This is a genomic window from Bradyrhizobium monzae (assembly GCF_021458635.1).
Lineage (GTDB): Bacteria > Pseudomonadota > Alphaproteobacteria > Rhizobiales > Xanthobacteraceae > Bradyrhizobium.
In genome coordinates this window covers 769,264-795,403 of sequence record NZ_JAIRDQ010000002.1, presented here as the reverse complement: position 1 = coordinate 795,403, position 26,140 = coordinate 769,264, and the positions used below count along the sequence as shown (strand labels likewise).

Annotated in this window: 23 protein-coding genes and 1 pseudogene; 14 read left to right on the top strand and 10 right to left on the bottom strand. The window is 64.9% G+C overall.

Features of this window, described 5'->3' with window-relative positions; all coding sequences use genetic code 11:
• Positions 1-12 precede the first annotated feature (12 nt).
• Both K3F49_RS12780 and K3F49_RS12775 read right to left on the bottom strand, forming a co-directional pair.
• On the bottom strand, positions 13-420 hold the full coding sequence (locus K3F49_RS12780; RefSeq protein ID WP_234681263.1) for a DUF4332 domain-containing protein: 408 nt from the start codon (positions 418-420) through the stop codon (positions 13-15).
• Positions 421-444: 24 nt separating this feature from the next.
• The gene (locus tag K3F49_RS12775; RefSeq protein WP_234681262.1) at positions 445-810 is read right to left on the bottom strand and encodes a DUF2267 domain-containing protein; all 366 of its coding nucleotides are present in this window, start codon (positions 808-810) and stop codon (positions 445-447) included.
• Between the two features lie 343 nt (positions 811-1,153).
• Between K3F49_RS12775 and K3F49_RS12770 the strand changes: the two genes are divergently transcribed.
• From K3F49_RS12770 to K3F49_RS12760, 3 genes are all read left to right on the top strand, one after another.
• A complete protein-coding gene (locus tag K3F49_RS12770) occupies positions 1,154-2,776 on the top strand; it encodes a helicase HerA-like domain-containing protein (protein WP_234681439.1) in 1,623 nt (540 codons plus the stop codon).
• Positions 2,777-2,925: 149 nt separating this feature from the next.
• Positions 2,926-4,254 (top strand): glycosyltransferase family 87 protein, encoded by a 1,329-nt coding sequence (locus K3F49_RS12765; RefSeq protein ID WP_452100967.1) that lies wholly within the window; start codon positions 2,926-2,928, stop codon positions 4,252-4,254.
• Positions 4,255-4,279: 25 nt separating this feature from the next.
• Complete coding sequence (locus K3F49_RS12760) at positions 4,280-5,686, top strand: M20/M25/M40 family metallo-hydrolase (RefSeq protein ID WP_234681260.1); 1,407 nt, start codon at positions 4,280-4,282, stop codon at positions 5,684-5,686.
• A 203-nt stretch (positions 5,687-5,889) separates the two neighbouring features.
• Here the strand turns inward: K3F49_RS12760 and K3F49_RS12755 are convergent, their stop codons facing one another.
• Together K3F49_RS12755 and K3F49_RS12750 are read right to left on the bottom strand one after the other, a co-directional pair.
• Positions 5,890-6,669 carry a class II aldolase/adducin family protein gene (locus K3F49_RS12755; protein ID WP_234681259.1) on the bottom strand — a complete coding sequence of 260 codons (780 nt, stop codon included), beginning with the start codon at positions 6,667-6,669 and terminating at the stop codon, positions 5,890-5,892.
• Positions 6,670-6,800: 131 nt separating this feature from the next.
• On the bottom strand, positions 6,801-8,450 hold the full coding sequence (locus K3F49_RS12750) for a glycosyltransferase family 39 protein (protein ID WP_234681258.1): 1,650 nt from the start codon (positions 8,448-8,450) through the stop codon (positions 6,801-6,803).
• A gap of 313 nt (positions 8,451-8,763) precedes the next feature.
• Between K3F49_RS12750 and K3F49_RS12745 the strand changes: the two genes are divergently transcribed.
• A complete protein-coding gene (locus K3F49_RS12745; RefSeq protein ID WP_234681257.1) occupies positions 8,764-9,630 on the top strand; it encodes a DUF308 domain-containing protein in 867 nt (288 codons plus the stop codon).
• 160 nt (positions 9,631-9,790) lie between these two features.
• Positions 9,791-10,204 (top strand): MucR family transcriptional regulator, encoded by a 414-nt coding sequence (locus tag K3F49_RS12740; protein ID WP_148778724.1) that lies wholly within the window; start codon positions 9,791-9,793, stop codon positions 10,202-10,204.
• 118 nt (positions 10,205-10,322) lie between these two features.
• Here K3F49_RS12740 and K3F49_RS12735 read toward each other — a convergent pair whose 3' ends face one another.
• Positions 10,323-10,751 carry a SufE family protein gene (locus tag K3F49_RS12735; protein WP_234681256.1) on the bottom strand — a complete coding sequence of 143 codons (429 nt, stop codon included), beginning with the start codon at positions 10,749-10,751 and terminating at the stop codon, positions 10,323-10,325.
• 70 nt (positions 10,752-10,821) lie between these two features.
• The gene (locus K3F49_RS12730; protein ID WP_234681255.1) at positions 10,822-11,250 is read right to left on the bottom strand and encodes a DUF5330 domain-containing protein; all 429 of its coding nucleotides are present in this window, start codon (positions 11,248-11,250) and stop codon (positions 10,822-10,824) included.
• Positions 11,251-11,661: 411 nt separating this feature from the next.
• On the opposite strand from K3F49_RS12730, the gene K3F49_RS12725 reads away from it, so the two are divergent.
• From K3F49_RS12725 to K3F49_RS12715, 3 genes are all read left to right on the top strand, one after another.
• On the top strand, positions 11,662-13,503 hold the full coding sequence (locus tag K3F49_RS12725) for a PAS domain-containing sensor histidine kinase (RefSeq protein WP_234681254.1): 1,842 nt from the start codon (positions 11,662-11,664) through the stop codon (positions 13,501-13,503).
• Positions 13,496-14,215: a peptidoglycan-binding domain-containing protein gene (locus K3F49_RS12720; RefSeq protein WP_234681253.1), complete on the top strand. Its 720-nt coding sequence runs from the start codon at positions 13,496-13,498 to the stop codon at positions 14,213-14,215. The genes K3F49_RS12725 and K3F49_RS12720 overlap by 8 nt, the downstream gene beginning before the upstream one ends.
• Before the next feature lie 63 nt (positions 14,216-14,278).
• The gene (locus K3F49_RS12715) at positions 14,279-14,623 is read left to right on the top strand and encodes a DUF1491 family protein (RefSeq protein WP_234681252.1); all 345 of its coding nucleotides are present in this window, start codon (positions 14,279-14,281) and stop codon (positions 14,621-14,623) included.
• 152 nt (positions 14,624-14,775) lie between these two features.
• Here K3F49_RS12715 and K3F49_RS12710 read toward each other — a convergent pair whose 3' ends face one another.
• Entirely contained in the window at positions 14,776-15,753 is a 978-nt protein-coding gene (locus K3F49_RS12710; protein ID WP_234681251.1) for a DUF2336 domain-containing protein, read from the bottom strand.
• A gap of 252 nt (positions 15,754-16,005) precedes the next feature.
• On the opposite strand from K3F49_RS12710, the gene K3F49_RS12705 reads away from it, so the two are divergent.
• Positions 16,006-16,194, top strand: a complete 189-nt coding sequence (locus K3F49_RS12705) for a hypothetical protein (protein WP_234681250.1) — start codon at positions 16,006-16,008, stop codon at positions 16,192-16,194.
• Positions 16,195-16,209: 15 nt separating this feature from the next.
• Positions 16,210-16,971, top strand: coding sequence for a hypothetical protein (locus K3F49_RS12700; RefSeq protein ID WP_234681249.1), 762 nt, complete (start codon positions 16,210-16,212; stop codon positions 16,969-16,971).
• Between the two features lie 41 nt (positions 16,972-17,012).
• On the opposite strand, the gene K3F49_RS12695 is transcribed toward K3F49_RS12700, so the two are convergent.
• From K3F49_RS12695 to K3F49_RS12685, 3 genes are all read right to left on the bottom strand, one after another.
• Positions 17,013-17,591 (bottom strand): amino acid synthesis family protein, encoded by a 579-nt coding sequence (locus K3F49_RS12695; RefSeq protein WP_234681248.1) that lies wholly within the window; start codon positions 17,589-17,591, stop codon positions 17,013-17,015.
• Between the two features lie 8 nt (positions 17,592-17,599).
• A complete protein-coding gene (locus tag K3F49_RS12690; RefSeq protein WP_234681247.1) occupies positions 17,600-18,463 on the bottom strand; it encodes a fumarylacetoacetate hydrolase family protein in 864 nt (287 codons plus the stop codon).
• 99 nt (positions 18,464-18,562) lie between these two features.
• On the bottom strand, positions 18,563-19,264 hold the full coding sequence (locus tag K3F49_RS12685) for a GntR family transcriptional regulator (RefSeq protein ID WP_234681246.1): 702 nt from the start codon (positions 19,262-19,264) through the stop codon (positions 18,563-18,565).
• 110 nt (positions 19,265-19,374) lie between these two features.
• Between K3F49_RS12685 and K3F49_RS12680 the strand changes: the two genes are divergently transcribed.
• From K3F49_RS12680 to K3F49_RS12660, 4 genes and pseudogenes are all read left to right on the top strand, one after another.
• A complete protein-coding gene (locus K3F49_RS12680; RefSeq protein ID WP_234681245.1) occupies positions 19,375-20,367 on the top strand; it encodes a zinc-dependent alcohol dehydrogenase family protein in 993 nt (330 codons plus the stop codon).
• 16 nt (positions 20,368-20,383) lie between these two features.
• Complete coding sequence (locus K3F49_RS12675; RefSeq protein ID WP_234681244.1) at positions 20,384-21,277, top strand: VOC family protein; 894 nt, start codon at positions 20,384-20,386, stop codon at positions 21,275-21,277.
• Between the two features lie 69 nt (positions 21,278-21,346).
• Positions 21,347-22,323 (top strand): annotated as a pseudogene (locus tag K3F49_RS12670) (tripartite tricarboxylate transporter substrate binding protein).
• A gap of 403 nt (positions 22,324-22,726) precedes the next feature.
• The gene (locus tag K3F49_RS12660; RefSeq protein WP_234681243.1) at positions 22,727-26,134 is read left to right on the top strand and encodes a CHAT domain-containing protein; all 3,408 of its coding nucleotides are present in this window, start codon (positions 22,727-22,729) and stop codon (positions 26,132-26,134) included.
• Positions 26,135-26,140 lie beyond the last annotated feature (6 nt).

Below are 26,140 nucleotides of genomic sequence, written 5' to 3'. Positions count from 1 at the left end.
GAACTACCATTATCAATACGTAATCTTCGGCGACAGCTTCCTGGCCTTGGCGATGATGTCGCCGACCGACTTCTCGGAAGGAAGGATGCGGACGAGCTTCCTGCGATCGTTGGCCTCGCGCATGCTCTGCGCCAGTCTTGCCGGATTCCGATAAGCCAGCTCGCGCACGGTGGTGACGCCGGCGGCGCGGACCAGGCCGACCTTGGCCCGGCCCATGCCGGGAATGCGCATGTAGTCGGAGACGTTGGCCCACTCCAAGAGCTGCTGCTCGCTGATGCCGGTCCTGGCCGAGAGCGCCTTGCGGCCCTTGGCGGTGCTCGCGGCTTCCAGCAGCGCATCGGTCGTGCGGATTCCCTGCGCCTTCAACTTGTTGGCGGCAAAGGCTGGCAGGCCCTCAATCTCGGAGATCGGATATGTCATGATACTCAATGTGAAATGCGTCGCTCAGGCGAACTGGCTGAGGCCCGGCGTGCCCGCGATGATCTTGCCCATCTGATCCGCTCCGATTTTGTCTCGGCCGTAGCGGAAAAGTTCACGGGCAACGGTCTGGATGTCGGACATGCCAAGCCCAAGGCCCATCAGGCGCGTGCCGACGGCCATCAGGCCGCCGCCCATCAGTCGCGACAGCCCGCCGCCGCTCTTGGACGCTTCGATCGCCCCTTCTGCACCAGGGATCTGGTCGATCAGGGCCTGCACGCTGTCGGAAGGACCTTCGTTGCGAAGGAAGCCCAGGATAATGCCGACGGTCTTTTCAGCCACAGCACTATCTATGCTGGCGTTCGTCGCCAGCCGTCCGATCAGCTCGTCCATATGGGCCTGCCCCTCAGCCGGTTCACATGCCGGAGATTATTTTCGAAAAATGATCTTGAGCCGGTGCGATGTGAAATACAAGCGATGAACGCACGCAACCTCCGATTCACTCGCGAAGACGCCAAAAGTGTTGCAGCGATGCAAGAGCGGAGAAGGAATTCTTGAAAAATTGCCGCGGTGCGAATGTATCACTCCGACTTTCGGCCCATACCGCGCGCGGTGTTTCCGACAATGTCGCATGTCAACACCGCCTTGAACGGTTTCAATCGGCTCGCGACATGCGTTAAACTGGGGAACTGGTGGGCTCGAGTTTCAATACGCGAAACCAACGATAGAGAGAATGATGACGGCGCAGGACAACAAGCTCGGCGATACCGACGACAAGATCTTCGTCGGCAAGGGAGACGAGCAGGCCTGGCTGACGCTGGCGCTCGCCAATCGCCATGGCCTCGTCACCGGCGCGACCGGAACGGGCAAGACGGTCACGCTGCAGGTGATGGCGGAAGGATTTGCGCGGGCCGGTGTTCCGGTGTTCGCCGCCGACATCAAGGGCGACCTCTCCGGCATCTCCGAGGTCGGGGAGGCAAAGGACTTCATCGTCAAGCGCGCGACCGAGATGGGGCTGACGTTCCAGCCCGACCAGTTCTCGACCGTGTTCTGGGATGTGTTCGGCGAGCAGGGCCATCCGGTGCGGGCCACCATCACCGAGATGGGGCCGCTGCTGCTGGCGCGCATGCTCGATCTCAACGACGTGCAGGAGGGCGTGCTCAACGTCGCCTTCCGCGTCGCCGACGATAACGGCCTCGCTCTGATCGACATGAAAGATCTGCGGGCGTTGCTCGATGCCATCGTGCCCGACAGCGGCAAGAAGGGGCCGGACGAAGGTGATGACCCACTCGCGCCGATCCGCAAAGCCGCCCAGGGTTTTGGCAACGTCACCAAAGCCACCGTCGGCACCATCCAGCGCCAGCTCCTGGTGCTGGAGAACCAGGGCGCCACGAAATTCTTCGGCGAGCCGGCGCTGACCTTGAAGGACTTCATGAAGACCGACCGCGACGGCCGCGGCATGGTCAACATCCTTGTCGCCGACAAGCTGATGCAGAGCCCGCGGCTTTACGCGACATTCCTGCTGTGGATGCTCTCGGAGCTGTTCGAGGAATTGCCCGAGGCCGGCGATCTGCCCAAGCCCAAGCTGGTGTTCTTCTTCGACGAGGCGCATCTGTTGTTCAACGACGCGCCGAAGGCGCTGATGGACAAGATCGAGCAGGTGGTCCGTCTGATCCGCTCCAAGGGCGTCGGAGTCTATTTCGTTACGCAAAACCCCATCGACGTACCCGACCGTGTGCTCGGGCAGATGGGCAACCGGGTGCAGCATGCGCTGCGCGCCTTCACTCCGCGCGACCAGAAGGCGGTCGCCGCCGCGGCCCAGACCTTCCGGCCCAACCCGAAGCTCGACACCGCCAAGGTGATCATGGAGCTCGGCAAGGGCGAGGCGCTGGTGTCGTTTCTCGAAGGCAATGGCACGCCGGCGATGGTCGAGCGGGTGCTGATCCGCCCGCCGTCGGCCCGCATCGGGCCGATCAGCCCGGAGGAGCGCAAGGCGATCATGGATGCGAGCCCGGTGAAGGGCAAATACGACACCGCGATCGATCCCGAGTCCGCCTATGAGATCCTCCAGAAGCGCATCGCCGGCACCGCGGCGCCGGCCGATGGCCAGCCGGGTGGAGGCGGCGGCGGCATCCTCGGCCAGATCGGCTCGATCGTCGGCACCATCTTCGGCACCAACACCGGACGTAACCGGCTGACGACGGGACAACGCATCGCGCGCGACGTCACGCGCACGGTCACCGGCAAGGTGGTCGGCGGCGTCGTGGCCGATTTCGGCAAATCGGTCGGCGGCCAGTTGGGCGGTTCGGTCGGTCGCGCGCTCGTCCGCGGCGCGCTCGGCGGATTGCTGCGACGGTAGGCAGAATGCCCGGTTGCGGGCCAGTGGTCCGCGCCGCCGGTCCGGTGGCGCGGGAGGCGGCATTTCTACTGGATACAAATTCGGGTGAGGGGGGCTCTCCAAGCGTCCGTCGGTCTGCTACGTGCTATTTGTTTCCGACTGGACATCATGTGACGCTATTGAATTCATCAGACAAACCCGGCGCGCTCCGGGCTCTCTCGCTGCGCGCGCCGCTCGACCTGCTCTTCCTGGTCTGCTGCCTGATCCTGACCGCGGATGTCTTGGGGCCGGAGATTTTCGGCCGCGGCAAGACCAAGGATTACGCGCTGTGGTACTGGGCCGGGCAGCAGGTGCTGCATGGCGGGCCGCTCTATCCCAGCGAATTGGGTCGTCCGTTCGAGTTCATCTATCCGCCGTTGCCGGCAATCCTGCTCGCGATCCCGAGCTGGTTCGGTAAGATCCCGCTCTACCTCGTGCTGTCGATCCTGAACGTGGTGGCGTGGTTTTCCACGGGCGTTCTCTCCAATGCCATGACCGGCTCGGACCGCAAGCCGGGCCCGTGGCTCGAAGCGCTGCCGGCGTTTGCCACCGTGACCTTCGTGTTCGACATGTTCGATCTCGGTCAGCCGAATCTCGTTCTGTTGGCGATGATGCTCTACGGCTTCTGGAGCCTCCAGCATCGACGGTCCTGGCTCGCCGGCTTCATGTTCGCGCTCGCCACGGCCATCAAGGTGTTTCCGATCGCGGTGTTGCCTTATCTGGTTTGGCGGAGGCAGTGGGCCGCAGTCCTCAGCATGATTGCCTTCATCGGCGTCCTGCTCTACGTCGTACCGGCACCGATCCGTGGCTTCGAGCGTAACGCTGCCGAACTCAGCACCTGGTACCAGGGCATGGTCGGCTCGAGCTCGGAAAAGGGTTTTGGCCAGCGCGACGAGCAGAACTGGTCGTGGGTCAACCAGTCCATCATCGCGGTGACGCACCGGCTGGTCCGGCCGATCAACTACAATCTGGAGGATCCCAGCAAGCCGGTGCGCACGATGAATGTCATCGACGTCGATTACAAGACGGCGAACTGGATCGTGCTCGCGGTATCGGTGTTGCTCGGGCTCGGCTTTGTCGCAATCATGCCGCGGCAAGCGCAGAGAACGGCGCGATCGGACGCCGAGGAGCTCGCCATCCTGTTCTGCCTGATGACGGTCGCCTCGCCGTTGGCGCGGCAATATTACTTCATGTGGCTGTTCCTGCCGTTCACGGTGCTGATGCATCGGGCCGCCTTCGACCTGCGGCCGAATGTGCGGCTGGGAACCTGGCTCGCGCTTGCCGCAGCCGGCATCCTGATGCTGCTGTCGCTGCCGCTGTTCCCCAACACCATCCAGGCCTGGGGCAACAATCTCGTCGCCACGGCGGTCCTCGCCGTTGCGCTCGGCTGGCACATCCGGCATCCGCCGGTTGCGGCTAGCTCCGACGCCGCGGCAGGGCTAAAACCGCAACCATCCTGAGACTTGAAAAGTGGGACATCCGACCATGGCCAATGCGCAGCTTCAATCCGTGCTCGACCACATCGACAAGGACTTTGATAACAGCCTCGAGCGCCTGTTCTCGCTGCTGCGGATCAAGTCGATTTCCGCAGATCCGGCCCATGCCGCGGATTGCAAGGCGGCGGCCGAGCATCTGGCCAAGGACATCGCGAGCCTCGGCGTCGCGACCGAGGTCAGGCCGACCGCCGGCCATCCCGCCGTCGTCGGCAAGGCCAAGGGGGACGACAAGGCGGGTGGACGTCCGCATGTGATCTTCTACGGCCATTACGACGTGCAGCCGGTCGATCCGCTCGAGCTCTGGCACCGTCCGCCGTTCGAGCCTGCCGTCGCCGATCATGCCGACGGCCGCAAGATCATCGTCGCGCGCGGTGCCGAGGACGACAAGGGTCAGGTGATGACCTTCGTCGAAGCCTGCCGCGCCTGGAAGAAAGTCACGGGCTCGCTGCCGATCGACATCACCTTCCTCATCGAAGGCGAGGAGGAGGTCGGCTCCAAGAACTTCGTGCCGTTCGTCGAGGCCAACAAGGACGAGTTCAAAGCCGATTACGTGCTGGTCTGCGACACCGGCATGTGGGACCCGGAGACGCCGGCGATCACCACGGCGCTGCGCGGCCTGCTCTATGAAGAGGTGAAGATCACCGCCGCCAGCCGCGATTTGCATTCCGGCGTGTTCGGCGGCACGGCGATGAACCCGATCCGGGTGCTGACCAGGATCCTCGGCGGCTTGTTCGACGACGACAACCACATCACCATTCCGGGCTTCTATGACGGCGTGACGGACACGCCGCCGGAGATCCTCGAGCAGTGGAAGAAGCTCAACTTCACGCCGGAATCATTTCTCAAGCCGATCGGTCTGTCGATCCCGGCCGGCGAGAAGGGCCGGCTGATGGTCGAGCAGGCTTCCACGCGTCCGACCTGCGACGTCAACGGCATCTGGGGCGGCTATATCGGTGAGGGCTCCAAGACGGTGATCCCGTCGCATGCCTCGGCGAAGGTCTCGTTCCGGCTGGTCCAGGGGCAGGATCCCCAGAAGATCCGCAAGGCCTTCCGCGACTACGTGACCGCTCGAATTCCCGGCGACTGCAAGGTCGAGTTCGGCGACCATTCCGCCGCGCCCGCCGTTGCGCTCGACTGGAACATGAAGCCGCTTGCCGCCGCGAGGCAGGCGCTGACCGAGGAATGGGGCAAGGAGACCGTGCTGATGGGCTCCGGCGCCTCGATCCCGATCGTCGCCGATTTCAAGCGCGCGCTTGGGCTGGATTCGTTGCTTGTCGGCTTTGGCCTGGATGACGACAACATTCACTCGCCGAACGAGAAGTACGATCTGCGCAGCTTCCAGAAGGGCATCCGCTCCTGGGCGCGGATCCTCGCGGCGTTGGCGGACGTGAAGTAGGGCACCAACGCTCGATCCTCGTCATTGCGAGCGAAGCGAAGCAATCCAGAATCCCTCCGCGGAAATACTCTGGATTGCTTCGTCGCAAGAGCTCCTCGCAATGACAGTGGGCCAAATAAAAACGCCGCCCGGAATTGGGCGGCGTTTCATTCCGAAATGTGTAGAGGGTGTTGACCGCTAGTCTACACCAAACTCCGTAAATCTCAAGACCGGTAGCCCGGGAGCTCGCGGTCGAGCTTGCGCAGCAGCGGCGGCCAAACCAGGTTCGTCGCGCGCAGCTCGGCGCGGTCGCGGTTGGCGAGCAGCTCGGTGTTCTTCTCGATCGCAATCTCCTCGACCGGATAGACCGGCGTGCCCAGCGCGCGGGTGCGCACCTGCATCGAGCAGGCGCGCTCGAGGTGGTACATGCGCTCGAAGGCGGAAGCGACTGAGCGGCCGACGGTCAGCGTACCGTGGTTGCGCAGGAGCATGTGGTTGTGGTCGCCGAGATCCTTCTGCAGCCGCGGCCGCTCGTCGTGATCGAGCGCGATGCCTTCATAGTCGTGATAGGCGAGGTCGTGGGTGACGAGCTGCGCGGTCTGGTTCAGCGGCAGCAGGCCTTCGGCGCTGCTCGACACCGCCGTGCCGTCCAGCGTGTGGAGATGCAGCACGCAGGCCGCGTCCTCACGCACCTCGTGGATCGCCGAATGGATGGTGAAGCCGGCGGGGTTGATGCTGTATTCGCTCTCGCTGAGCTGGTTGCCGTGCAGGTCGACCTTGACCAGGCTCGAGGCCGTGATCTCGTCGAACATCAGCCCGTAGGGGTTGATCAGGAAGTGATGGTCCGGGCCGGGCACGCGCGCGGAGATGTGAGTGTCGACCAGATCGTCCCAGCCGTACAGCGAGACGAGACGATAGCAGGCGGCGAGATTGACCCGTTGCTGCCACTCGGCCTCCGTCATGTTCGACGGCACTTCCTTCAGGCGCGCTTCCGCTGGTGACATGGCAAATCTCTCCGAACCTCGTTGTTGCGGGGAGGGAGCCTAGTCTTGGGTGAAGCCGGCAGCAAGGCGCATGAAGCGCGGCAGTTCAGCGTAGCCCGCATGGAGCGGGCTGCGGCTTCAGGAGAAAATGACTACGGCGCCGGGATCGACAGCAGGCTGGAAATGCTGCGGCCGCGGATGTCGTAGACGCGGGCGAACACCACGTCGTCGCGCTTGATCTCGACCAGCACGGGCGCGGTCAGGCCCTTGCAGTAGAATTCGCCGAGCGTCATGGCGAAATCGGCCGCGTTGGAATCCCAGCCGATGGTGAAGTCGGGGCCGAGCGCGACCTGCGCCGGGCGCTGCGGACCGCATACCGCGACCTTCCATTTGCGATTGCGCGGCGGCACTTCCTGGCGCTCGACCAGCTGCTCGCGCAGTTCGTCGGAGGCCTGCTTCAGCGCGAGGCCCCAATAGTCCAGCATGAAGCGGTCGTCGGCGGCGCGTACGGTGCCGGCGATGTGGTTGAAGTGGGTGTATTGATAGGGGTGCAGCCGGATCATCTCGGCGAGCGGCAGCGCCAGGCCGAAGCAGAACACGGCGAGCATGGCGGGCTGCCAGGCGCGGTGGTTGGCGCGCAGGCGCTCCATGGTCCAGCCGAAGGCGACGCCGCCGAGCACCGCCATCGGCGGGATCACGAACACGAAATGGCGGATGCCGTTGTAGAGCGCCGGACGCTTCACCATCGCGATCGCGAGCGGCAGGGTGGCCGCCAGCGTCAGCATCAGCATGATGGTCTTGCGTCGCGCCGGAACTTCGCGACGCGTCAGCATCGCGAAGGTGCTGAACACGGCGCCGGCCGTCAGCACCAGCATCACTTCTGGCAGCTGCAGCGCGAACAATGTCGGCAGATAGGACCAGGGCATGTCGGGCACGGACACGATCGCGCCGTCGAACATCTCCTTCCAGGGCTTCTCGAAGAAGTGCGAGAAGTAGGTCAGGGCCTCGAACGGATTGCCGGGCTCCATGATCGACCACGGCCAGATCAGGCCCATCACGAGATAGCCGAACGCGAGGCCGGGCAGCAGCACGTAGACGACATGGGCGAAACGCCTGATAGCCTCGCGCGCGCCCTCGGTGCGCAACTCTTCCAGGAACAGCGGCATGAAGCCGGCCATCGCGTAGACCAGCGCGAGCCCGCCAAGGACGCGGCAGCCGATCGACAGGCCGGCACCGAGGCCGACGATCAGGATCGTGCGCGGCGAGGGGTTCGGATATTCCTCGGCAAGTCGGACCAGGCCCAGCATCAGGATGATCATCGCCACCGCGAAGGGCGCATCCTTCGGGTTCATGAACATGTGGCCGTAGAAGATCGGGCAGAGCGCGAGCAGCAGGAGTGCGGCAAGACCGGCCAGCGGTCCGGCGATGCGACGGCCGAGCCGCCACGTGACCGCAAGCCCGATCACGCCGACGATCGCGCCGACCAGGCGTCGCGTCTCGAACAGCTCGAGCGGGAGAATCTTGTGCAGCAGGGCCGCGACCATGTCGAACCCACCGCCATACATATAGAGGTTGGCGAACGAGAGGGCAGACGTGTCCCTGAAGCCGGAGCCGTACATGCGCAGCAGCAGGTCGGCATATTCGGCATGGGTGTAGTCGTCCCAGCCGAGCCCGTAGTCACGGAAGGTCAGGCCTGCGATGACGGCGACGGCAGCCAGCACCAGCATGGCGAGGTCGTCGCAAGTCCGTTCAACCGAGCGCCCGAAAGGCGTGTCGATCGCCGAAGTTGTGATGGATGTCATGGCTATTGGTGACCCGGAATCCCCTCTTGGCCCTGCTGGTGCGCGCGGGCCTGCTCCCCGGAATCCCTATAGCGCAGTTCCATTACCAAGTAATTGGGCATTATGGCTAAATTCCTGATGCGACGCAGCAATTTCCAGAAACGCGGAGTGACACTAGAGCTAGCGGACCGTTGCTGAAGGGAATGTGAATAAGTCTCTGATATCCCTCCCTTTAGGAACGGCGCCGGCAATTGGTCGTTGGCGAGGAACGCAGTATGACGGTATCGTGGCGTAACGGGTGTCGCGCGTGCATGCGCGGCCGGGGGTGTGTTCGATGAGCTTTGCTTTGTTGATTGTAGGGATATTCGCCGTGGTGGCGGGCCTCCTTGCGGTCGCTTTTGGCTATTCGATCAGGGATTTCAGCCTCGGCAGCACGCTCATAACGAGCGGCACGATTGGCGTCTGCTCCGGAATGTTACTGGTCGGCCTCTACATCGTGCTGCTCGAGTTGCGAGGCATCGCCCGCCGTCTGGCCGGAATCGCCGCGTCGTCGGAGGTTCGCGTGAGGCCGGTGCTGCCGCCGGGCCTCGCCGCGCCTGGCGCGCCTGTGGCGGAGCCCGCTCCTGCAATGCGGGTCGAGCCGCCGCCATCGCCTGCCGTGCCACCATGGCACGCCGAAGCGCCGGCACGCGATCGCCCGCGGGCCGAGGCACCCGCCGAGCCGGAAGTGCCTCCGCCGCCGCCCGCAACTCCGGAAGCACCACGCCGGCGCAACCTGATGTTCGCCTCGAGCTCGCGCAAGGAGCGCGAGCGCGCCGAGGCGAAAGCCGCCGATAGCCCGCCGCACGACGAGCCCACGGAACCTGCAGCGCCTGAGGTTCCGCCCGCGAGCTTCGACGATGCCTGGCCGAAGGCCGACCGCGCACGCCCGCCGGAGCCGCCGGCACCGCGTCGCCCATCGCCGCTGCGGCCGGCGTCGACCTTCGAGCCTGCTGCTCCTCAGCCTCCCGCCGCACCTCCGCCCGTACCCGAGCCGCCGCCGGCCGAGCAGCCGCCGGTGACGGTGCTCAAATCCGGCATCGTCGACGGCATGGCCTATTCGCTTTATTCAGACGGCTCGATCGAGGCGCAGATGCCGGAGGGCATGATGCGCTTCGCCTCGATCGATGAGCTGCGCGCCCATCTCGACCAGCGCGGCTGAAGACCCGCCGTATCTAAGTAAATCTCGCAATTGTTGCCGCGAGATCAGTAATCGGTTCATATTTTCCAGTCGTCGTATTTCGGCCAAACGTATTGTTGACAGAGAATACTTCGCCGCCGCCAATGCAGTGCGACGGAGTCGTTGGAAAGAGGTCGAGCCCATGTCGGATGTTGGGGCTAAAAATTTCATCGAGCTGACGGCGAACATCGTCTCGGCCTATGTCAGCAACAACCCGACGCCGGCCGCCGAGATTCCGAACCTGATCAGCCAGGTGCACGGCGCATTGACGCGGGTATCGTCGGGCCGCGTCGAAGCGCCGCTCGAACCGGCAAAGCCTGCGGTCTCGCTGAAGAAGTCGATCGCGCCGGACTATCTGGTGTGCCTGGAAGACGGCAAGCGCTTCAAGTCGCTGAAGCGCCATCTGCGTACCCAGTACAGCATGACGCCCGAGCAATATCGCGAGAAGTGGGGCCTGCCGGCCGATTATCCCATGGTCGCGCCGAACTACGCCGTGGCGCGTTCGCAACTGGCGAAGAAGATGGGCCTGGGACAGCAGCAGCGGAAGCGGAAGTAGTCCCGCGCTCCGCCCTCATCCTGAGGAGCCCGCAACGCGGGCGTCTCGAAGGATGGCTGCAGGCACGGTGCGGGCCTGCATGGTTCGAGACGCGCTTCGCGCTCCTCACCATGAGGGTCTAAGAAGCTTCCGCGAGCGCTTCTTTCGCGTCGGTCTTGATCCGCTCGACCATCGAGCGCAGGCCGTTGGAGCGCTGCGGCGTCAGATGGTCGCGGAAGCCGAACTCGTCGAACACCGATAGCGCATCGGTCGCAAGAATCTCCTGCGGCGTGCGGCCGGAATACAGCGCGAGCACGATCGCAACCAGCCCGCGCACGATATGCGCGTCGCTGTCGCCGCGGTACTTCAGGATCGGCGCGCCATCGCCGCGATCGACCAGCTTCTGGAGCCAGACCTGGCTGACGCAGCCATTCACCTTGTTCTCGGCCGAGTGTTCCGCCTCGGGCATCGGTTCCAGGGTGCGGCCGAGCTCGATGACGTACCGGTAGCGGTCGTCCCAGTCGTCCAGAAGCTCGAAATTGTCCCTGATCTCGTCAATCGCAGTCATTGATGGCCCGTGGTTCCCGCTTCCCGTTAATATAGGGATGCAGGCTGCCGAAATCGATAGGATTTGGGCCCTAATTCGCCGCTTCCGGACCGCGCCATTCCAGCGCGAGATCGTCCTGGGTCAGCGTGTTCCGCGGCGCTTCCGCCGCGGCGGCATCGCCCTCACCGGCGACCGTGATCGAGCCGGTGTGGTCGGGCGCCTTCTTGTCGGTCTTTTCGTTCTTCTCGATCTGCTCTTTTTTGTCGTTGATGATCTGGTAGATCTTCTTCGCGCCGTCCTGGGCCCGCTGGCCAATGATGGTCGCGGCCTGTCCACCGACCTCGCAGGCCGCCGGCTGGCGCTTGCAGAATTGGGTCATGTCGGAGACGGCCGCGGTCGCAGCCTGCACCGCGTCGGCAGCGCCGATCTGCGGCAGCTTGTCCGATTCGGGCGTCTTGTCCCGTGGCAGGAGCACCAGCACCAGCCCGAGCCAGAATGTGATGCGGAGCAGAAAGCGCATCTTGCGAACCTGTACGTTAGATCTGGCCTGCGGCGATTCCCGCAGAACGCGCCGGACCTGGCAACTCTCGATAAATCGCAAGTGATTGCCTTCCGCTTAATTCGCGGAAAATTTACGCAATAATCTTCGAACATTGCGGTCTCGTAAATTTTCGATTGATGCGGGCGCCCGCGATGCTCCGGCCCCGCTCGTCCACCAATTCGAAACCATGAAGGGGACGGCGAAACCCTGTGTTCACCATCCCCGATGATGACATCGCCAAATCGTCTAAAAATCTCCGCGATGACGCGGTGTCGGGCCCCGGGCCGGATTGCCTTAGCACTCGTTTAAGGTCGCTCTGACACGTTGGCTTAACGACAAGGAGGCGTTCCGGCACGTCTTCAAAGACGATTGAGCCGAAGCGCGAGACCCGTGACAGTTTTGAGTATCATCCGCGATTGTCTCGATGCACTGCTGCATCCCTCCGCGCGTTACGATGCGCTGATGCGTGCACGCCACCGAGCTTTCATGGCGCCGCGGCTTCTCGGAAGCCTGGCCGCTTTTGCCGCATTTCCGGTTTATCTCGTCCTGCGTGGCGCGCCGAGCGCGATCGAGGTCGCCGCTTTCGCCTGGCTGATCGCACCGATCATGCTGTCCTGGTTCCTGTCGCGCACCGGACGCTATGAAGGTGCCCATGTGCTATCGTCGCTGGCGCTCGCCGGCCTGATCATGGCGATCGCGAGCACGACCGGCGGCATCGAATCATTCGCAGCGATCTGGCTGGTCGTGGTTCCCCTCGAAGCCGCGCTGTCGGCGTCGCGCCGCGTCGCGGCCTTTGCCTCGTTGCTGGCCCTGTCCTGCGCCGCGATATTGATCCTCGTGAGCCAGTTCGGCTGGTTGCCGTCCGAACATGTCGGCGCCGCGCAACGCGGTGTGATGATGGCGTTCGGCGTCGCTTCCGCAACGCTCTATGCCGCGGGCCTCGCCTTCGGCGCCGAGTCGCTCGCACGCACCAGCGTTACCCTGCTGTCGCGCGAGGAGGAGCGCTATCGCCTGCTCGCGCGCAACATGAGCGACGTCATCTCGCGGCATCAGCGCAACGGCGCGGTGCAATTCATCTCGCAAGCCGCGGAAGCCATGCTCGGCATGCCGGTGGCGCAATTGCTCGGCCATGGCCTGTTCGACCGCGTCCATGTCGCGGATCGCCCGGCCTATCTCACGGCGCTTTCCGATGCCGCGCGCGGCGACGTGCGCAGCGTCGAATTCCGGCTGCGGCGCGAGCCCACCGGTTCCGAGCGCGGTCAGGTCGATTTCATCTGGGTCGAGATGCGCTGCCGGCCGCTCGATCAGGATCTGGGCCGCGATCTCACGCGTGAGGCCGAAGTCGTCGGCGTGATGCGCGACGTCACCGATCGCAAGCTGTCCGAGGAGGCGCTCGATCAGGCCCGCAGCGCGGCGGAAGCCGCTGACGCCGCCAAGACGCGCTTCCTCGCTACCATGAGCCATGAGCTGCGCACACCGCTCAACGCCATCATCGGCTTCTCGGAGATGATCGCGCAGGAGCAGACCCTGATGCTGGCAGCCAGCCAGCGCAAGGAATATGCCGAGCTGATCAACGCGTCCGGCCAGCATCTGCTGTCGGTCGTCAACGGCATCCTCGACATGTCGAAGATGGAGTCGGGCAATTTCGAGATTGCGTCGGAGCCGTTCGCGCCACGCGCCTCGCTGACGCATTGCTGCAACCTGCTGGCGCTCAAGGCGCGCGAGAACGGCATCGATCTCATCACCGATGCGCCCCAGGATCTGCCTGTGATGACCGGCGATCCCAGGGCCTTCAAGCAGATCGTGCTCAACCTCGTCGCCAACGCCGTCAAGTTCACCGAGCGTGGCGGTCAGGTCACCGTAACTGCGTCGGCCTCCGCCTCGCAGCTGACGCTACGCATCAGCGACACCGGGGTCGGCATCGCGCCCGACGACCTCAAGCACATCGGCTCGCCGTTCTTCCAGTGCGGCAAGACCTATCAGCGTCGTCACGAAGGCACTGGTCTCGGATTGTCGATCGTGAAGAGCCTTGTGGCGTTGCATCTCGGCGAATTGACGGTACAAAGCAAGCTCGGCGAGGGCACCGCTATCACGGTCAAGCTGCCGCTGGTCTACACGCCGCCGCAAGCAAAGCCCGCGGAGAGCAAGATCGCGACGCTGACGCCGGTGCTGCGCCAGGAACTTCAAGACCGACCTCAGGACCAACCTGCTCTGGTGAAGAAAAGTGCCTAGAAAGTCTGCAAAGGACGAAGCTGTTCCGCGCCGCCGTGGCGCCAAGGGTGTCAAGGCCGCGGTCGTGGATGTCGAGACCGAGCGCAATCTCGTGATGCGCGTGCTCCTGCACAGCCCCAAGGACACGCTGGCCGGCCTCGTCGCCGCCGCCGCCATCAGCGCCATCGTTGCGAACGCACTGTTCCTGCAGACCGGCCGGCATCCGGCGCCGATGTTCGGCACCGTGATCAACCTTCCTGCGCCGTCGTCCGCGTCGCTGTCGAACCTCATGCCGCGCCCGCGTCCCGTCGGCGCCGATACCTCGCCGCTCGAACCAAAAGCAACCGAGTTTCGCGTCGAGCCGAAACCGGCAGAGAAAGCGCCGGAGAAGCCCGCCGAGACGACGGCCTCGACGCCGCGCGCGGGTGATCCCATGACCAATCTGGTCATCAAGGCCACGACACCCACGCCGGCACCGTCCGCGGTGGCCGTCGCGCGGCCGCCGGCGCCGATCCCGGCGCAGCAAAGTCCCGCGGCGCGTCGCCTTTCCGGCGTGCAGCGCGCGCTGTCCGAATACGGCTACGGGAATTTGAAGATCACTGGCTCGATGAGCGGCGAGACCCAGTCGGCGATCCAGACGTTCGAGCGCCAGCACAAGATGCCCGTCACCGGCCAGGTGTCGGACCGCCTGCTGCGCGAGCTCGCCGCCGCGATCGGCCATCCCGTCGAATAAGCGTCGGCGCTTTGCGAGACCTCAAGGCTGGCGCTGCTTGCGGCGCTGACCTATCGTGTGCTCATGCGTTTGAAATCAAATATCTGGGTCTCAGCTTACTTGCGCCGATGCCAGACCGAGGGTGTGTTCGGCGCCGTGCGTCATCGCGGTGCCGAGGAGGCGGGGGCGGTGTTCGTCAAGGTGTCGCTGCTCGACGGCAACGCGATGCTTTACGTGCCGGCGCCGCAGACCGTCTATGACGACGGCCGGCCGGTCGACCGCTTCTTTGTGCCAGCGGCGGCGCAGCCGATGCCGGAGCCTACGGTGGAAGAGCGCCTGACCAAGGAGCTTCGCTTCGATCCGGATGCCTGGATCGTCGAGACCGAGGATCGCGCTGGCCGGCATTTTCTGGAACTGGCGAAGACGTAACCAGGGCCACCGTCGTTGCGAGCGCAGCGAAGCAATCCAGGCTCTGTCCGCGGAGGGACTCTGGATTGCTTCGTCGCAAGAGCTCCTCGCAATGACGAGCTCGGGCGCGTCGCGCGCCTCACGCTCAGCGTCAGCGTTTGAACGAGAGTGCCTCAGCGCTCCGTCGATCCGCCGCTGCCCGTGCGCACGGCCGGGCTCGAGCCGGGCTGCACGTTTGGCCGCGTCTGGCCGGTCGCGCCGCGCGCGCGCTGGCGGTCGCTGTCATGCAGCGATGGCTGATATTTTGCGCGCGTGACGGCGAGTGTCGAGCCGCGCCAGGCGGCGAGCATCACCAGCGCGGCGCGGTCGCTGAGGCGGTCGTAGAGGCGCGACAGCCGGTAGACCGAATCCACCGAGTTGCCGATCTCCGGCTTGAAGAACAAGAGGATGCGCTGGAAGTTCGGGCTCGGCATGTCGAGTGCGCGGGCGGCCACCGCAAGCGCTTCGCCGCCGGCATCGTCGACGATCTCTGCTGCGACGCGCGAGGGCAGGATCAGGGTATCACCGAGCTCGTAGATGAAACTCTCGATATCGCCCGCGATCGCCGCCATCTCCAGGATCTGGATCGCGCGCTTGCTGTGCACGGTCGGAATCCGCGGTGCGGCCTTCAACGGCGTCTGCGCCAGATTATGCAGGATCAGCGCGCGCTGGCTCGCATCGGCGCCGAAGAACATGTCGTGGATCTCGGCCGCTTCCTTCGGCTGCATCGCCATGTTGGCGGCCATGCGCTGCTCGGCGTCGGTCGGCGCGCGGGCGGGCGAGGGGGCGGACGCAGGCCGCGGGATTTCGCGCGCGAGCGGCACCCTGCGGCCTTCCTGCGCTGCGACCAGCCCGAGCTTCTGCAGCACTGGAATGGGCGTCTGCGGATAGATCGCGAGCCGCGCCTTGACGGCGGCGCGCGTTGCATCGTCGACCTGGTCGATCAGCCGCGTGGCGAGCTCGACGAATTGCCGCTGCTCGTCCTCGCTGTGGGTGGGCGCCTGGACATAGAGGTCAGTCAGCACCCGCAGCAGCGTCGGACGCACATCGACGCCCTCGCGACGGGAGAGTGTCATCAGCCCGTCAAATCCGGGAAACAGCGACTTGGTCATGGAGGCGTACGCAACTTGGAAAAGACTGTTGCCCCAGCCTATCAGCGGTTCCTTTAAAGGCTCGTTAAGGAAAACGAGGTGTGAAGCAAACCCGCTCATTTCAGCCGATTTCGTGTCGCAGCGGGACGCTCCGGCTGGCCCGTGCGGTTACGGTCCGAAACCTTTGTTTACATCCCATTAACCATAAACTGATCCTAATGACCCCCATGTTGCAGGGGCGCATTTTGTCGCGCGGCAATTGAGAGAGCTGACATGGGGACGATCATCGAATTTCCGGCCGGTCGCCGGGTGGGCTCGTCGGGGGACGTCACACCGCGCGCGGACACGGGGACGATTCTGATCCTTCCCGTCATCCGGATCGAGCGCGATGCGGACGAAACCAGCGGCGATCGCGGGCCGGAAGCGGGCACAGCGCCGGGGCGCCGTCGTCGTCGCCGCTAAGGTCCGGCTTTTGCAATGCCGGACTCCATCCGCCAGATCCGCACAATCGTAACGGCCATCCTGCTCGCGGCTGTGGGCGCGACGCTTGCCGCCTGTAGTGGCGGCGATTTCGGCCGTACCCGCGCCGACATGCGCAGCGACGACATGCATCGCTGGCTCGGCGCCGAGGTCACCGGAAGCCTCGGCCTGAATGCCTCTCAATTCCAGCTCACCGACGAAGAACGTCAGCTCCGCGACCTTGCCTATCCCATGATCGAGCCGCCACTGTCGCGCCCGGCCTGGAAGAGCGTGTTCGGCGACTACAAGGCGTTGCCGTCGCCGTGGCGGCAGAAGATCGTGTTCGATCGCACCATGTATGGCCGCACGCTGATCGACGAGCCGCATCGCTCGCATTCCTCGCGCTACGCGCAGTTGATCGAGGACGTGCGCAACGACATCACGCGTTTTGAACCGTTCTTTGCCTCAGCCATCCGCGTCATCGACCTCGACAAGAAGCGCGAGGCCAGCATGGCGCGCGTCTCGGCGCTGTCGCCGCGGGAGAAGGCCGACGCCGTCGCACGCATGCAGGAGAACTCGCTGATCATCCAGTGGGTGCAGCTGTCGCTCGAGCAGCGTGTCTCGTCCTATCGCTGGGCGCTTGAGCGGCTGGTGATCCAGGCGCCCGACGGCATGGCCGCCGACGCCGATCGCCTGATCGGTGAGCTCGCGGCCCAGACCGCGAATCCGCCGGTTCAGTCGCAGCCGGCCTACGGCCGCGCCGTCGTCTCGAAGGGCTAGCGGTCCTGCGCGCGATCCGCGCCGGCATTGATCGCGCGCCGTCAGCGCTGTCCGTCATGCACGGAGATGTCGGACGCCTTGAGGCCGCCGATGCGCGCGTGAGGGCGGCCGCCGGTTGCCATCACCAGGCCGAAGGCGATCTCATCACGCCTTGGTGCATCCCACAGCGTCATCTCTGCCGTTCCGAAATGGCTGCGAACATAGGCGGCGTGGATGTGGCCGAGCGGCACCATCTGGCGCGTGCCCGGCCCGCCGATGGTCTTCGCGGCCGGGACGATCGCCTTGGGTTGCCCCAACACCTCACGCATGCCCTGGCCGCCGGCTTCGTGCCAGACCGCGCCGTGCTCGAGCTCGCCGTCTTCGCCGACGATGATGCCCTTGCCGTAGGCTTCGATGTGCGAGGCGCCTCCGAGCTGCGCAATCAGCCGCGTTGCAAGTTCGCGCCCGAGCTCACGCAAGGAAGCCTGAAACGGCATCAGGTTGGGCTCGTAGCGACCGGCGAAGGGATTGCGGATGATCGCAGCTGCCGTTCCGACCAACAGCGGCTTCTCCAGGCGAGGGCCGCGCTCATGCCAGATCTCCTCGACACTGAGCGCGGTCTTGCGAACATCGTAGGACATGCGCGGCCCTATGCTTCGTCGACGACCGGATTGCGCAGCACACCGATGTTTTCGATCTCCACCTCGACCACGTCGCCGGGCTTGAGGAAGATCGGCGGCTTGCGGGTGAAGCCGACACCGGCGGGCGTTCCGGTTGCGATCACGTCGCCGGGAACGAGGTCGAAGATGGTCGAGCAGTACTCGATTAGCTTCGGGATCGAAAAGATCAGCATCGAGGTGTCGGACGACTGCACCACCGCGCCATTAACGCGTGTCTCGAGCTTTAGCTTGGCGGGATCGCCGATCTCGTCCGGCGTAACGAGCCATGGTCCGAACGGACCTGTACCGACGAAATTCTTGCCGGAGGCGATTTGGCCGGCATGGCGCTGCCAGTCGCGCACGCTGACGTCGTTGTAGATCGAGTAGCCCGCCACGTGATTCCAGGCATCGGCCTGGCTGATGTGGCGACCGCCCTTGCCAATGACGACGGCAAGCTCGCCTTCCCAGTCGAAATTGTCGGAGACTTTCGGCCGGATCACCGGCGCGTTGTGGCCGACCTGCGAGCGCCAGACCCGCAGGAAGATCGGCGGAAACTCGGTGATATCGCGCTTCATGCCGAACGCCACCGCCTCGTTATGGTGGTCGAGATAATTGCGCACGGCGCAGACGATCTTTTCGGGACGGGGGATCACGGGGAGGTATTTGACGTCGGCCAGCGCCCTCGTCGGCTTGTGTTCGGCGACAATGGCCTCGCGGCGCGCGTAGTCGTTGCTGCCGAGGAAGTCGGCGAGCGTCGGATATTGGGGCAGGGCGCGGCCAAGATCGACCACGCCATTTTCGACGACGGCTCCCCAGCTTTCCCGATTCCCATCCAAGAACGACAGCAGCTTCATGGCTTTACCCCGAAAGTTCGCGTTTTTCGATATTGGTTATTATTTTCGAAAATCATCGGCGGCGCAAGCCTGACGCGAACGAAAAATGCGGAGAGCGCCCTATTCGGGATCGAGCAGGTGCCCGGCGTACTTCGCGACGTTGTCCGCGGTGGTGCGGATATGCGTCTCGATCAGCTGCACGGCGAGATCGGCATTGCGCGATATGGCGGCTTGCATGATCGCCTGGTGCTCGCCGGCCTTGTCGCGGGGGCGTGGCCGGAAATTGGCCGACAGAAGCCGGTATCGCTCGGCGCGATCGAACAGCTCGGCGCGGATCGCGAGCAGGGTCGCAGAGCCGCAGGCGGAGACCAGCGCCTGGTGAAATTGCCGGTGGGCGATCTTCCATTCGGGATCGCGCAGCGGATGCTCGGGATCACGTTGTTCGATGCGTTTCAGCCTGTGAAGCGTCGAGATGACGGCAATCTCCCAGTCGTCATCGCCCTTCTGGATCGCGCGGCGCATCAATTCCACTTCGATGAGGACCCGGGCGTCGGTGACCTCCACAAGATCCTGCCGGCTGACCGGCGCAACGCGAAATCCGCGCTGCTCCTGGGCGTCGACCAGGCCCTCGGCGGCGAGGGCGGTCAGCGCCTCGCGCAAAGTGGTGAAGCTCGCGCCGAAACGCTCGCGCAATACGTCGAACCTCAACGGCTCGCCGGGGGCCAGACCGCAGGTCACGATCTCCTCGCGCAGCCGATGCGTGATGTCGGCGGCAATGGTCTTGCCGAATTCCTTGCGGGGGCGAATGGCGCTGTCAGGCATGGGTTCTGCCGCTGAATCGATGGCTCAAGATGCCGCGCCAACGACCATCTTGCAATAATTTTCGTAAACGGTATGATTTTCGAAAATATGTCTGGGGAGCACGTGAAGACATGAGGGCAGTGCTGGTGCGTCAGCCGGGTGGGTCGGACGCGCTTGAAGTGGTCGAGCTTCCGGTACCCGTGCCGGGCGCAGGCCAAGTGCAGATCCGGGCCGAGGCGTTCGGGGTCGGACAGCCCGACGTGCTGATCCGGCGCGGCGTCTACAAATGGATGCCGCCGCTGCCGGCCAATCCCGGCAATGACGTCGCGGGCCGCATCTCTGCGATGGGCCCCGATGTCGAGGGGTTTGCAATCGGCCAGAAGGTGCTGCTGAGCGCGCGCGATCTGTCCCAGCGCGGCGGCTGTTACGCCGATTATGTGGTCGCGCCCGCGGATGCCGTTCATGCGCTGCCCGGCAATGTCGATCTGCAAGCGGCGGTGTGCCTCTCGAACTACCAGGTCGCCTACGCACTCCTGCATGAGTGCCGCCATCCGCGCGCACCCACAAGCGTGCTGGTGATTGGGGCTGCCGGCGGCGTCGGCACGGCGCTGGTACAACTGGCAAAACTCGCGCAGCTGAACGTCATCGGCACGGTCTCGACCGACGAGAAGGCTGCGTTCGCGAAGGCGAACGGCGCCGATTACACCATCTTCTATCGCCACGAGGACGTGGTGACGCGGACCCGCGAATTGACGAACGGCGAGGGCGTCGGCCTCGTGCTCGATCATGTCTGCGGGCCGGAATTCACAGGCTATCTCGGCGCGCTCGGCAAGTGGGGGACGCTGTTGTCGTACAACGCCTTCGCCGGACTGCCGGAAGAGAATTTAATGGCGGCGATGCGCAACCATCTCGATATCTGCCCGGCTGTGCGCTGCTTCTCCTTCCACATCTACGACCACGATCGCGACGGGCGCCGTGCCCTGATGCGCAACGTGATCGAGGCGCTGAGCCGCAATGCCATCAAGCCGGCGATCTCGGCGGTCCTGAAGCTCGACGAGGTCAGAAAAGCCCATACGCTGCTGGAGCAGGGCTCCGCGCTCGGCAAGATCATCATGACGCCATAAGGGGATGGACCGCACGATGACGACACGAGCACCCATCGCACGCTTCACCCGCCTCAGGCACGCGACCTTTGCTTCGCCCGATCCCGAGCGGCTGCTCGACTATTACCGGGCGGTGATCGGCCTCGGCCTCGTCGCCCGCGACGGAAACCGCATCTTCCTCGCCAACGATTCCGAGCAGCTGTCGCTGGTAATCGAGCCCGGCGAGGCCGCGCTGACGAGCATCGCCTTCGAAATATCGCCTGATGTCCAGATCGAGGCGCTGGGCGTTGCGCTCAAGCAGGCCGATCTGCGGCCCGAACTCCAGAGTGATCCCCTGCCTGGTGTTTCATTCAGCGATCCCGAAGGCACGCGCTTCGAGCTGATCCAGGGCTGGACGCCGACGCCCGCGCAGGAGCGGATCGGTGCGCTCGCCGTCACCAAGCTCGGCCACGTCGCCCTGCGCACGCCCGATCCGCATGCGGCATCGGAGTTCTATGCCAACGTCATGGGCCTGCGGGTCTCCGACTGGATCGAGGATCGCTTCGTCTTCATGCGCAGCGGCTTCGAGCATCACACGCTGAATTTTGCCCGCGCGCCCGGCCGCGGCCTGCATCACTTCGCCTTCGAGCTGCGGGGCCCGACCCACATGCACCAGGCCTGCGACCATCTCGCGCGGCACAAGCTCCCCGTTCTATGGGGCCCGGTTCGTCACGGCCCCGGGCACAACACGGCGATCTATCATCGCAATCCCGACGGGCATCTGGTCGAGCTGTTTTGCGATCTCGACCGCATGACCGACGAGGCGCTCGGCTATTTCGAGCCGCGTCCCTGGCATCGCGATCGTCCGCAGCGGCCAAAAGTCTGGGTCGGCCTGCCGCGCGATGTCTGGGGCATGCCGCCGTCGCCTGAATGCACTGAGTTTGCGCGTTAGCTAGCACAATCACGAAGACGCCGCACGCGCTGCGGCCAACGAAACAAAAGTCAAAAGGGAGAAGCATCCATGCTCTGGATGAAGCGGCTTGCTCCGGCCATTTTTCTGCTTGGTGGTTGTCTCGCGACCGGCCCCGCGTCGGCGGACAATTATCCGTCGCGCCCGATCCGCCTCCTGCACGGTTTCGCTGCGGGCGGCGCCGCCGACACGCTGTCGCGCATCATCGCCGATGGACTGTCGAAGAAGCTCGGGCAACCGATCATCGTCGAAGCCAAGCCTGGCGCCGGCGGCAACATCGCGGCGGATGCCATCGCCAAGGCTGCGCCCGACGGCTACACGCTCGGGCTCGTCACCGGCGCCCATGCGATCTCCGCAGCGACCTACAAGAGCCTCGCCTATAAGCCGGCCGAGAGTTTCGACATGATCTCGACGCTGGTCTACTACGCGCTCGTCATTGCCGTGCGCAACGACTTCCCCGCGAAGTCGCTGGGCGATCTCATCACTATCGCTAAGGAGAAACCCGGCGCGCTCAGCTTCGGGTCGGTCGGTTTCGGCAGCACGCATCACCTGGCAGGAGAGTTGCTGAACGCAACCGCAGGTATCGAGATCGTGCATGTGCCCTATCGCGGCGATGCGCAATCCGTTACCGCGCTCCTCGGTGGCGAGGTTCCGGTTATCGTCGGCACGCCCGTCCTGCTCGCGCCGCAAATCCAGAGCGGCGCGATCCGCGGTCTCGCGGTGACCTCGCCGGCGCGCACTGCGTTGCTGCCAGACGTTCCGACGGTTCAGGAGGCCGGCATTGGGGGATACGACGTGCGCCCTGGGCCGGCCTGCTGGCCCCCAAGGGAACGCCGCCCGCCATCATCGCGACGCTCAATGCCGCGACGCGCGACGTGCTGGGGGACCCCGACATCAAGCAGCGCCTGGAGACGGCCGTCGGCGGTGAGGTCCGCGGCAGCTCACCGGGAGAGATGAAGGCGCTCATCGAGACGGAGATCGCCAAATGGACCGGCGTGGTGGAGCGGGCGAAGATCCCGAAGATCTGATCGACGGTGAGGGCGTTCTGCCTGTTTGCCAACACCTCTAGTCGGCGACGAAGCGTGGCGCGAATTCAATCTTCACGGGACAGCGGGGAGAAGCGGAAATTGCAGTGACTGGCGCCGCCGGCCGTCAGTCTTCGCGCGTGGCTGCGAGCCCTGGCGGCTGAGAACCCGTGCGCAAACCGTCGCCCACGACTGGTCGGCGGCGTCGGACGCTGAGGCGACCGAGGGGCGTTGGCCGGCCAACCGATGTGCCCCCGCCAGGATGCCCGGGGAACCCGGCCCTGGCCGCAGGTGGTAACCCTCTTGGGCATATTCCGAGACTGCGCCGATTGGCGCTTGTTCTCCCGGGCCGTATCGATAGGATTGCGCCGTTATACCAAGTCATTTTGCACGAAGGTCTTTTGAGATGAGCATCAATTCCGCGATGCCGCTTGACGCCCGTCGCAATTTCACGCCCCTGCGAAAATTGCTGGCCCTTGCCATCCTGCTCGGATCGACCGGCTCGGCCGCCGCGCTGACCAAGGAGGCGGCGATCGAGAACTGCCGGATGACCGTGGGCAAGCCGATCGTGCAAGCCTGCATGCGTGCGGGCGGCGGCGCCAATCTGGAAGCGTGCCGCGCCACGGCCTCTCCCAAGGTCAAGGCCTGCGTGATGGCGGCGCTCAACGCCGCCAACGGCCGCGCCAATGTCGCCGTCGAGTTGCCGAAGGAAGCGGCGCCCAAGCTCGATCCCGGCACCGCCCTGCCAAAGGACTTCGTCGCGCCGCCGCGCAATATCTCCGACATCACCGCGATTCTCGACGGCGAGAAGCCTGACGAGAAGCTGATCGCTGAGCTGAAATCCGACGCCGACGCCGTGCCGACGGGGAAGGAAGCGCGCGTGGATCTCGCGCAATTCTACTTTGACCGCGCCAACGCGCGCGCCCAGCTCGGCCGCCTCGCCGACGCCACTGCCGATGCCAACAAGGCCGTGGAGACCGGGCGCGGCGCCGCCAGCCCGAACATGATGGCGCGGATGATGCAGCTCCAGTCGTTCCAATATGCGACTGCGGGCGATCCCAAGCGCGCGTTCGAAATCCTCCAGAAGATGCTGCGCGACTTTGCCGGCACGCCGACTGCCAAGGGATTTCAGTTTGGCGCCAATCGCTCGATTGCCGCCATCCTGATCCAGATGGGCGACATCCCACAGGCCGAAGCTTATCTGCGCCGGAGTCTGACCGCGATCCAGGAGGCACGCACCAGCGGACTTCCGGGCTGGCGCGCCTCCTATGCCCGGCTCGGCCAGAACTGGGAGGGCGAGATCGAGATTTCGCGCGGCCAGATCTTCGAGGCGCGCGGGCAGTTCGCCGAGGCCGAGGCTGCTTATCGCACCGCGGAGGTGCGCAAGCGCGCTGGCAACAAGGGGGTTCTGGAGGGCGACAATCCGCCGGCCGAAACCCTTCTGTTGCAGGCGGTCGACAGCAGCATCCTGAATCAGGCGCGCATGAAGGCGCGGCAGGGCAGGCTCGCCGAAGCCGAGGTCGACGCGCGCCGGGCGCTGCTGTCGCGTCTGAAGGACACCGGCAAGTACAATCCGGTGACGCCGCGCTATGTGATGGGATTGGCCGGCATTCTGGTCGACCAGGGCCGTTACGACGAAGCCGAGCAGCTCGGCCGCGTCGCGCTCGAGATCAACAAGACGGTTGGCGTGCCCGAGGACTCGCAATCGACCGTGCAGCTGCTTTCGCAGGTCGCCGGCATCCTGAACCTGCAGCGCAAGAATGCCGAGGCCAACGACATGTTTGCGCGGATCGACAAGGCGGTCGCCAATTGGGATCCGCAGCGCCGCCAGGTCATCGAGCTCAATCCGGCGCGCATTCTCGCGCTCTACAATTCCGGGCAGCTCGACGCCGGCATCGCCGCCGCGGAGCAGCTGGTCAAGAAGCAGGTCGGGCGGGTCGGCGAGAACCATTTCGATGCGGCGTCGGCGCGCGGCACGCTGGCGATCGGATTGATGCGCGCGCGGCGCGATGCCGACGCGATCCGGGAGTTCAAGGCCGCCATTCCGATCATGATGGCGAACGCAAACGAGAACGCCGACGACGAGAACACGACCGTCGTGGCCGCGCGCAGCCAGCGGCTCCAGAACATCGTCGAGAGCTACCTTCTGCTGCTCGCGCGGGCCGAAGGCACCGGAAGCGGCATCGGCGAGGAGACGTTCGGTCTGGCCGACGCGATCCGCGGCCGCTCCGTGCAGCAGGCGCTGGCCGCCTCCAGCGCGCGTGCGGCGGCGAAGGATCCCGCGCTGGCCGAGCTCGTGCGCAAGCAGCAGGACCTCACCAAGCAGGTCAACGCCCAGCTCGGCACACTGAACAATGTGCTGGCGATTCCCTCTGCGGATCGCGACGAAAAGGGCGTTCAGCAGATCCAGGCATCGATCGCGTCCATGCGTAGCGAGCGCGACAAGGCACGGCAGGAGATCAACCGGCGATTTCCGACCTACGCCGATCTCGTCTCGCCCAAGCCGCCGAGCGTCGCAGAGATCCGTGCGACGCTGGCCGACAACGAGGCCATGCTGTCATTCTACTTCGGTCAGTACGGCAGCTTCGTCTGGGCCGTGCCGAAGTCGGGGCCGGTGGCATTCGCGGCGGTCAAGGCCAGCATCGGCGACGTCGAGACGAAGATCCGCAAGCTGCGCGAGGCGCTCGAGCCGCAGGCTGCGATGATCTCGGACATTCCGCCGTTTGATCTCAAGCTTGGTTACGAGCTCTACGAGCTGTTGCTGAAGCCGGTCGAGAGTGGCTGGAAGCCGGCCAGGAATTTGATCGTGGTCACGAATGGCGCGCTTGGCCTGCTGCCGCTGTCCCTGCTGCCGACGGCGCCGGCCGAGGTGGCCGCGGACGAAGATCCGCTCTTCGTCGGCTATCGGAACGTGCCATGGCTGGCGCGAACCCACGCCGTCTCGACCGTGCCGTCGGCCGCGGCCTTGCGCACGCTTCGGCAGTTGCCGCCCGGCAAGCCCGGCCGCGGCGATCTCGTGGCGTTTGGCGATCCCTATTTCAACAAGGACCAGGAGAGCGAGGCGGAAGGCGCCGGCGAAAAGGTGCAGGTGGCCGATGTCGGTGGCAACGTCACGCGCGGCATGCCGCTGAAGCGTCGCAACAGCCCGAAGCTCGACGGCGTCGACAGCGCCGAACTCGGTCTCCTGCCGCGCCTTCCCGATACGGCCGACGAACTCAAATCGATCGCGCTGGCGCTGCAGGCCGATCCCTCAAAGGTGCTGTTCCTCGGCAAGAGCGCGACCGAGAGCGCGGTCAAGACGATGAACCTCTCCGGCTTCAAGATCCTCGCATTTGCCACGCACGGCCTTGTTCCGGGCGAGCTCAACGGTTTGACACAGCCGGCGCTCGCACTGTCATCGCCAACGGTGACGGGCGAAGGCGGCGACGGCCTCCTGACCATGGAGGAGATTCTCGGCCTCAAGCTCGACGCCGACTGGGTCATCCTGTCGGCTTGCAACACCGGTGCCGGCGCCGGTGCCGGCGCGGAGGCCGCGTCCGGACTTGGTCGTGCCTTCTTCTACGCCGGAACGCGCGCGCTGCTGGTGACGAACTGGTCGGTGCATTCGCAATCCGCGCGGCAGCTGGTAACCGATCTGTTCAAGCGGCAGGCGGACGATCCAAAACTGTCGCGGAGCGAAGCGCTGCGGCAGGCGATGATGGCCCTGGTCGACGGTCCCGGTTACCTGAACGGCGAGGGCAAGACCGAGTTTGCCTATGCACATCCGCTGTTCTGGGCGCCGTACACAATCATTGGCGATGGCGGCGTGCGTTGACGGCAG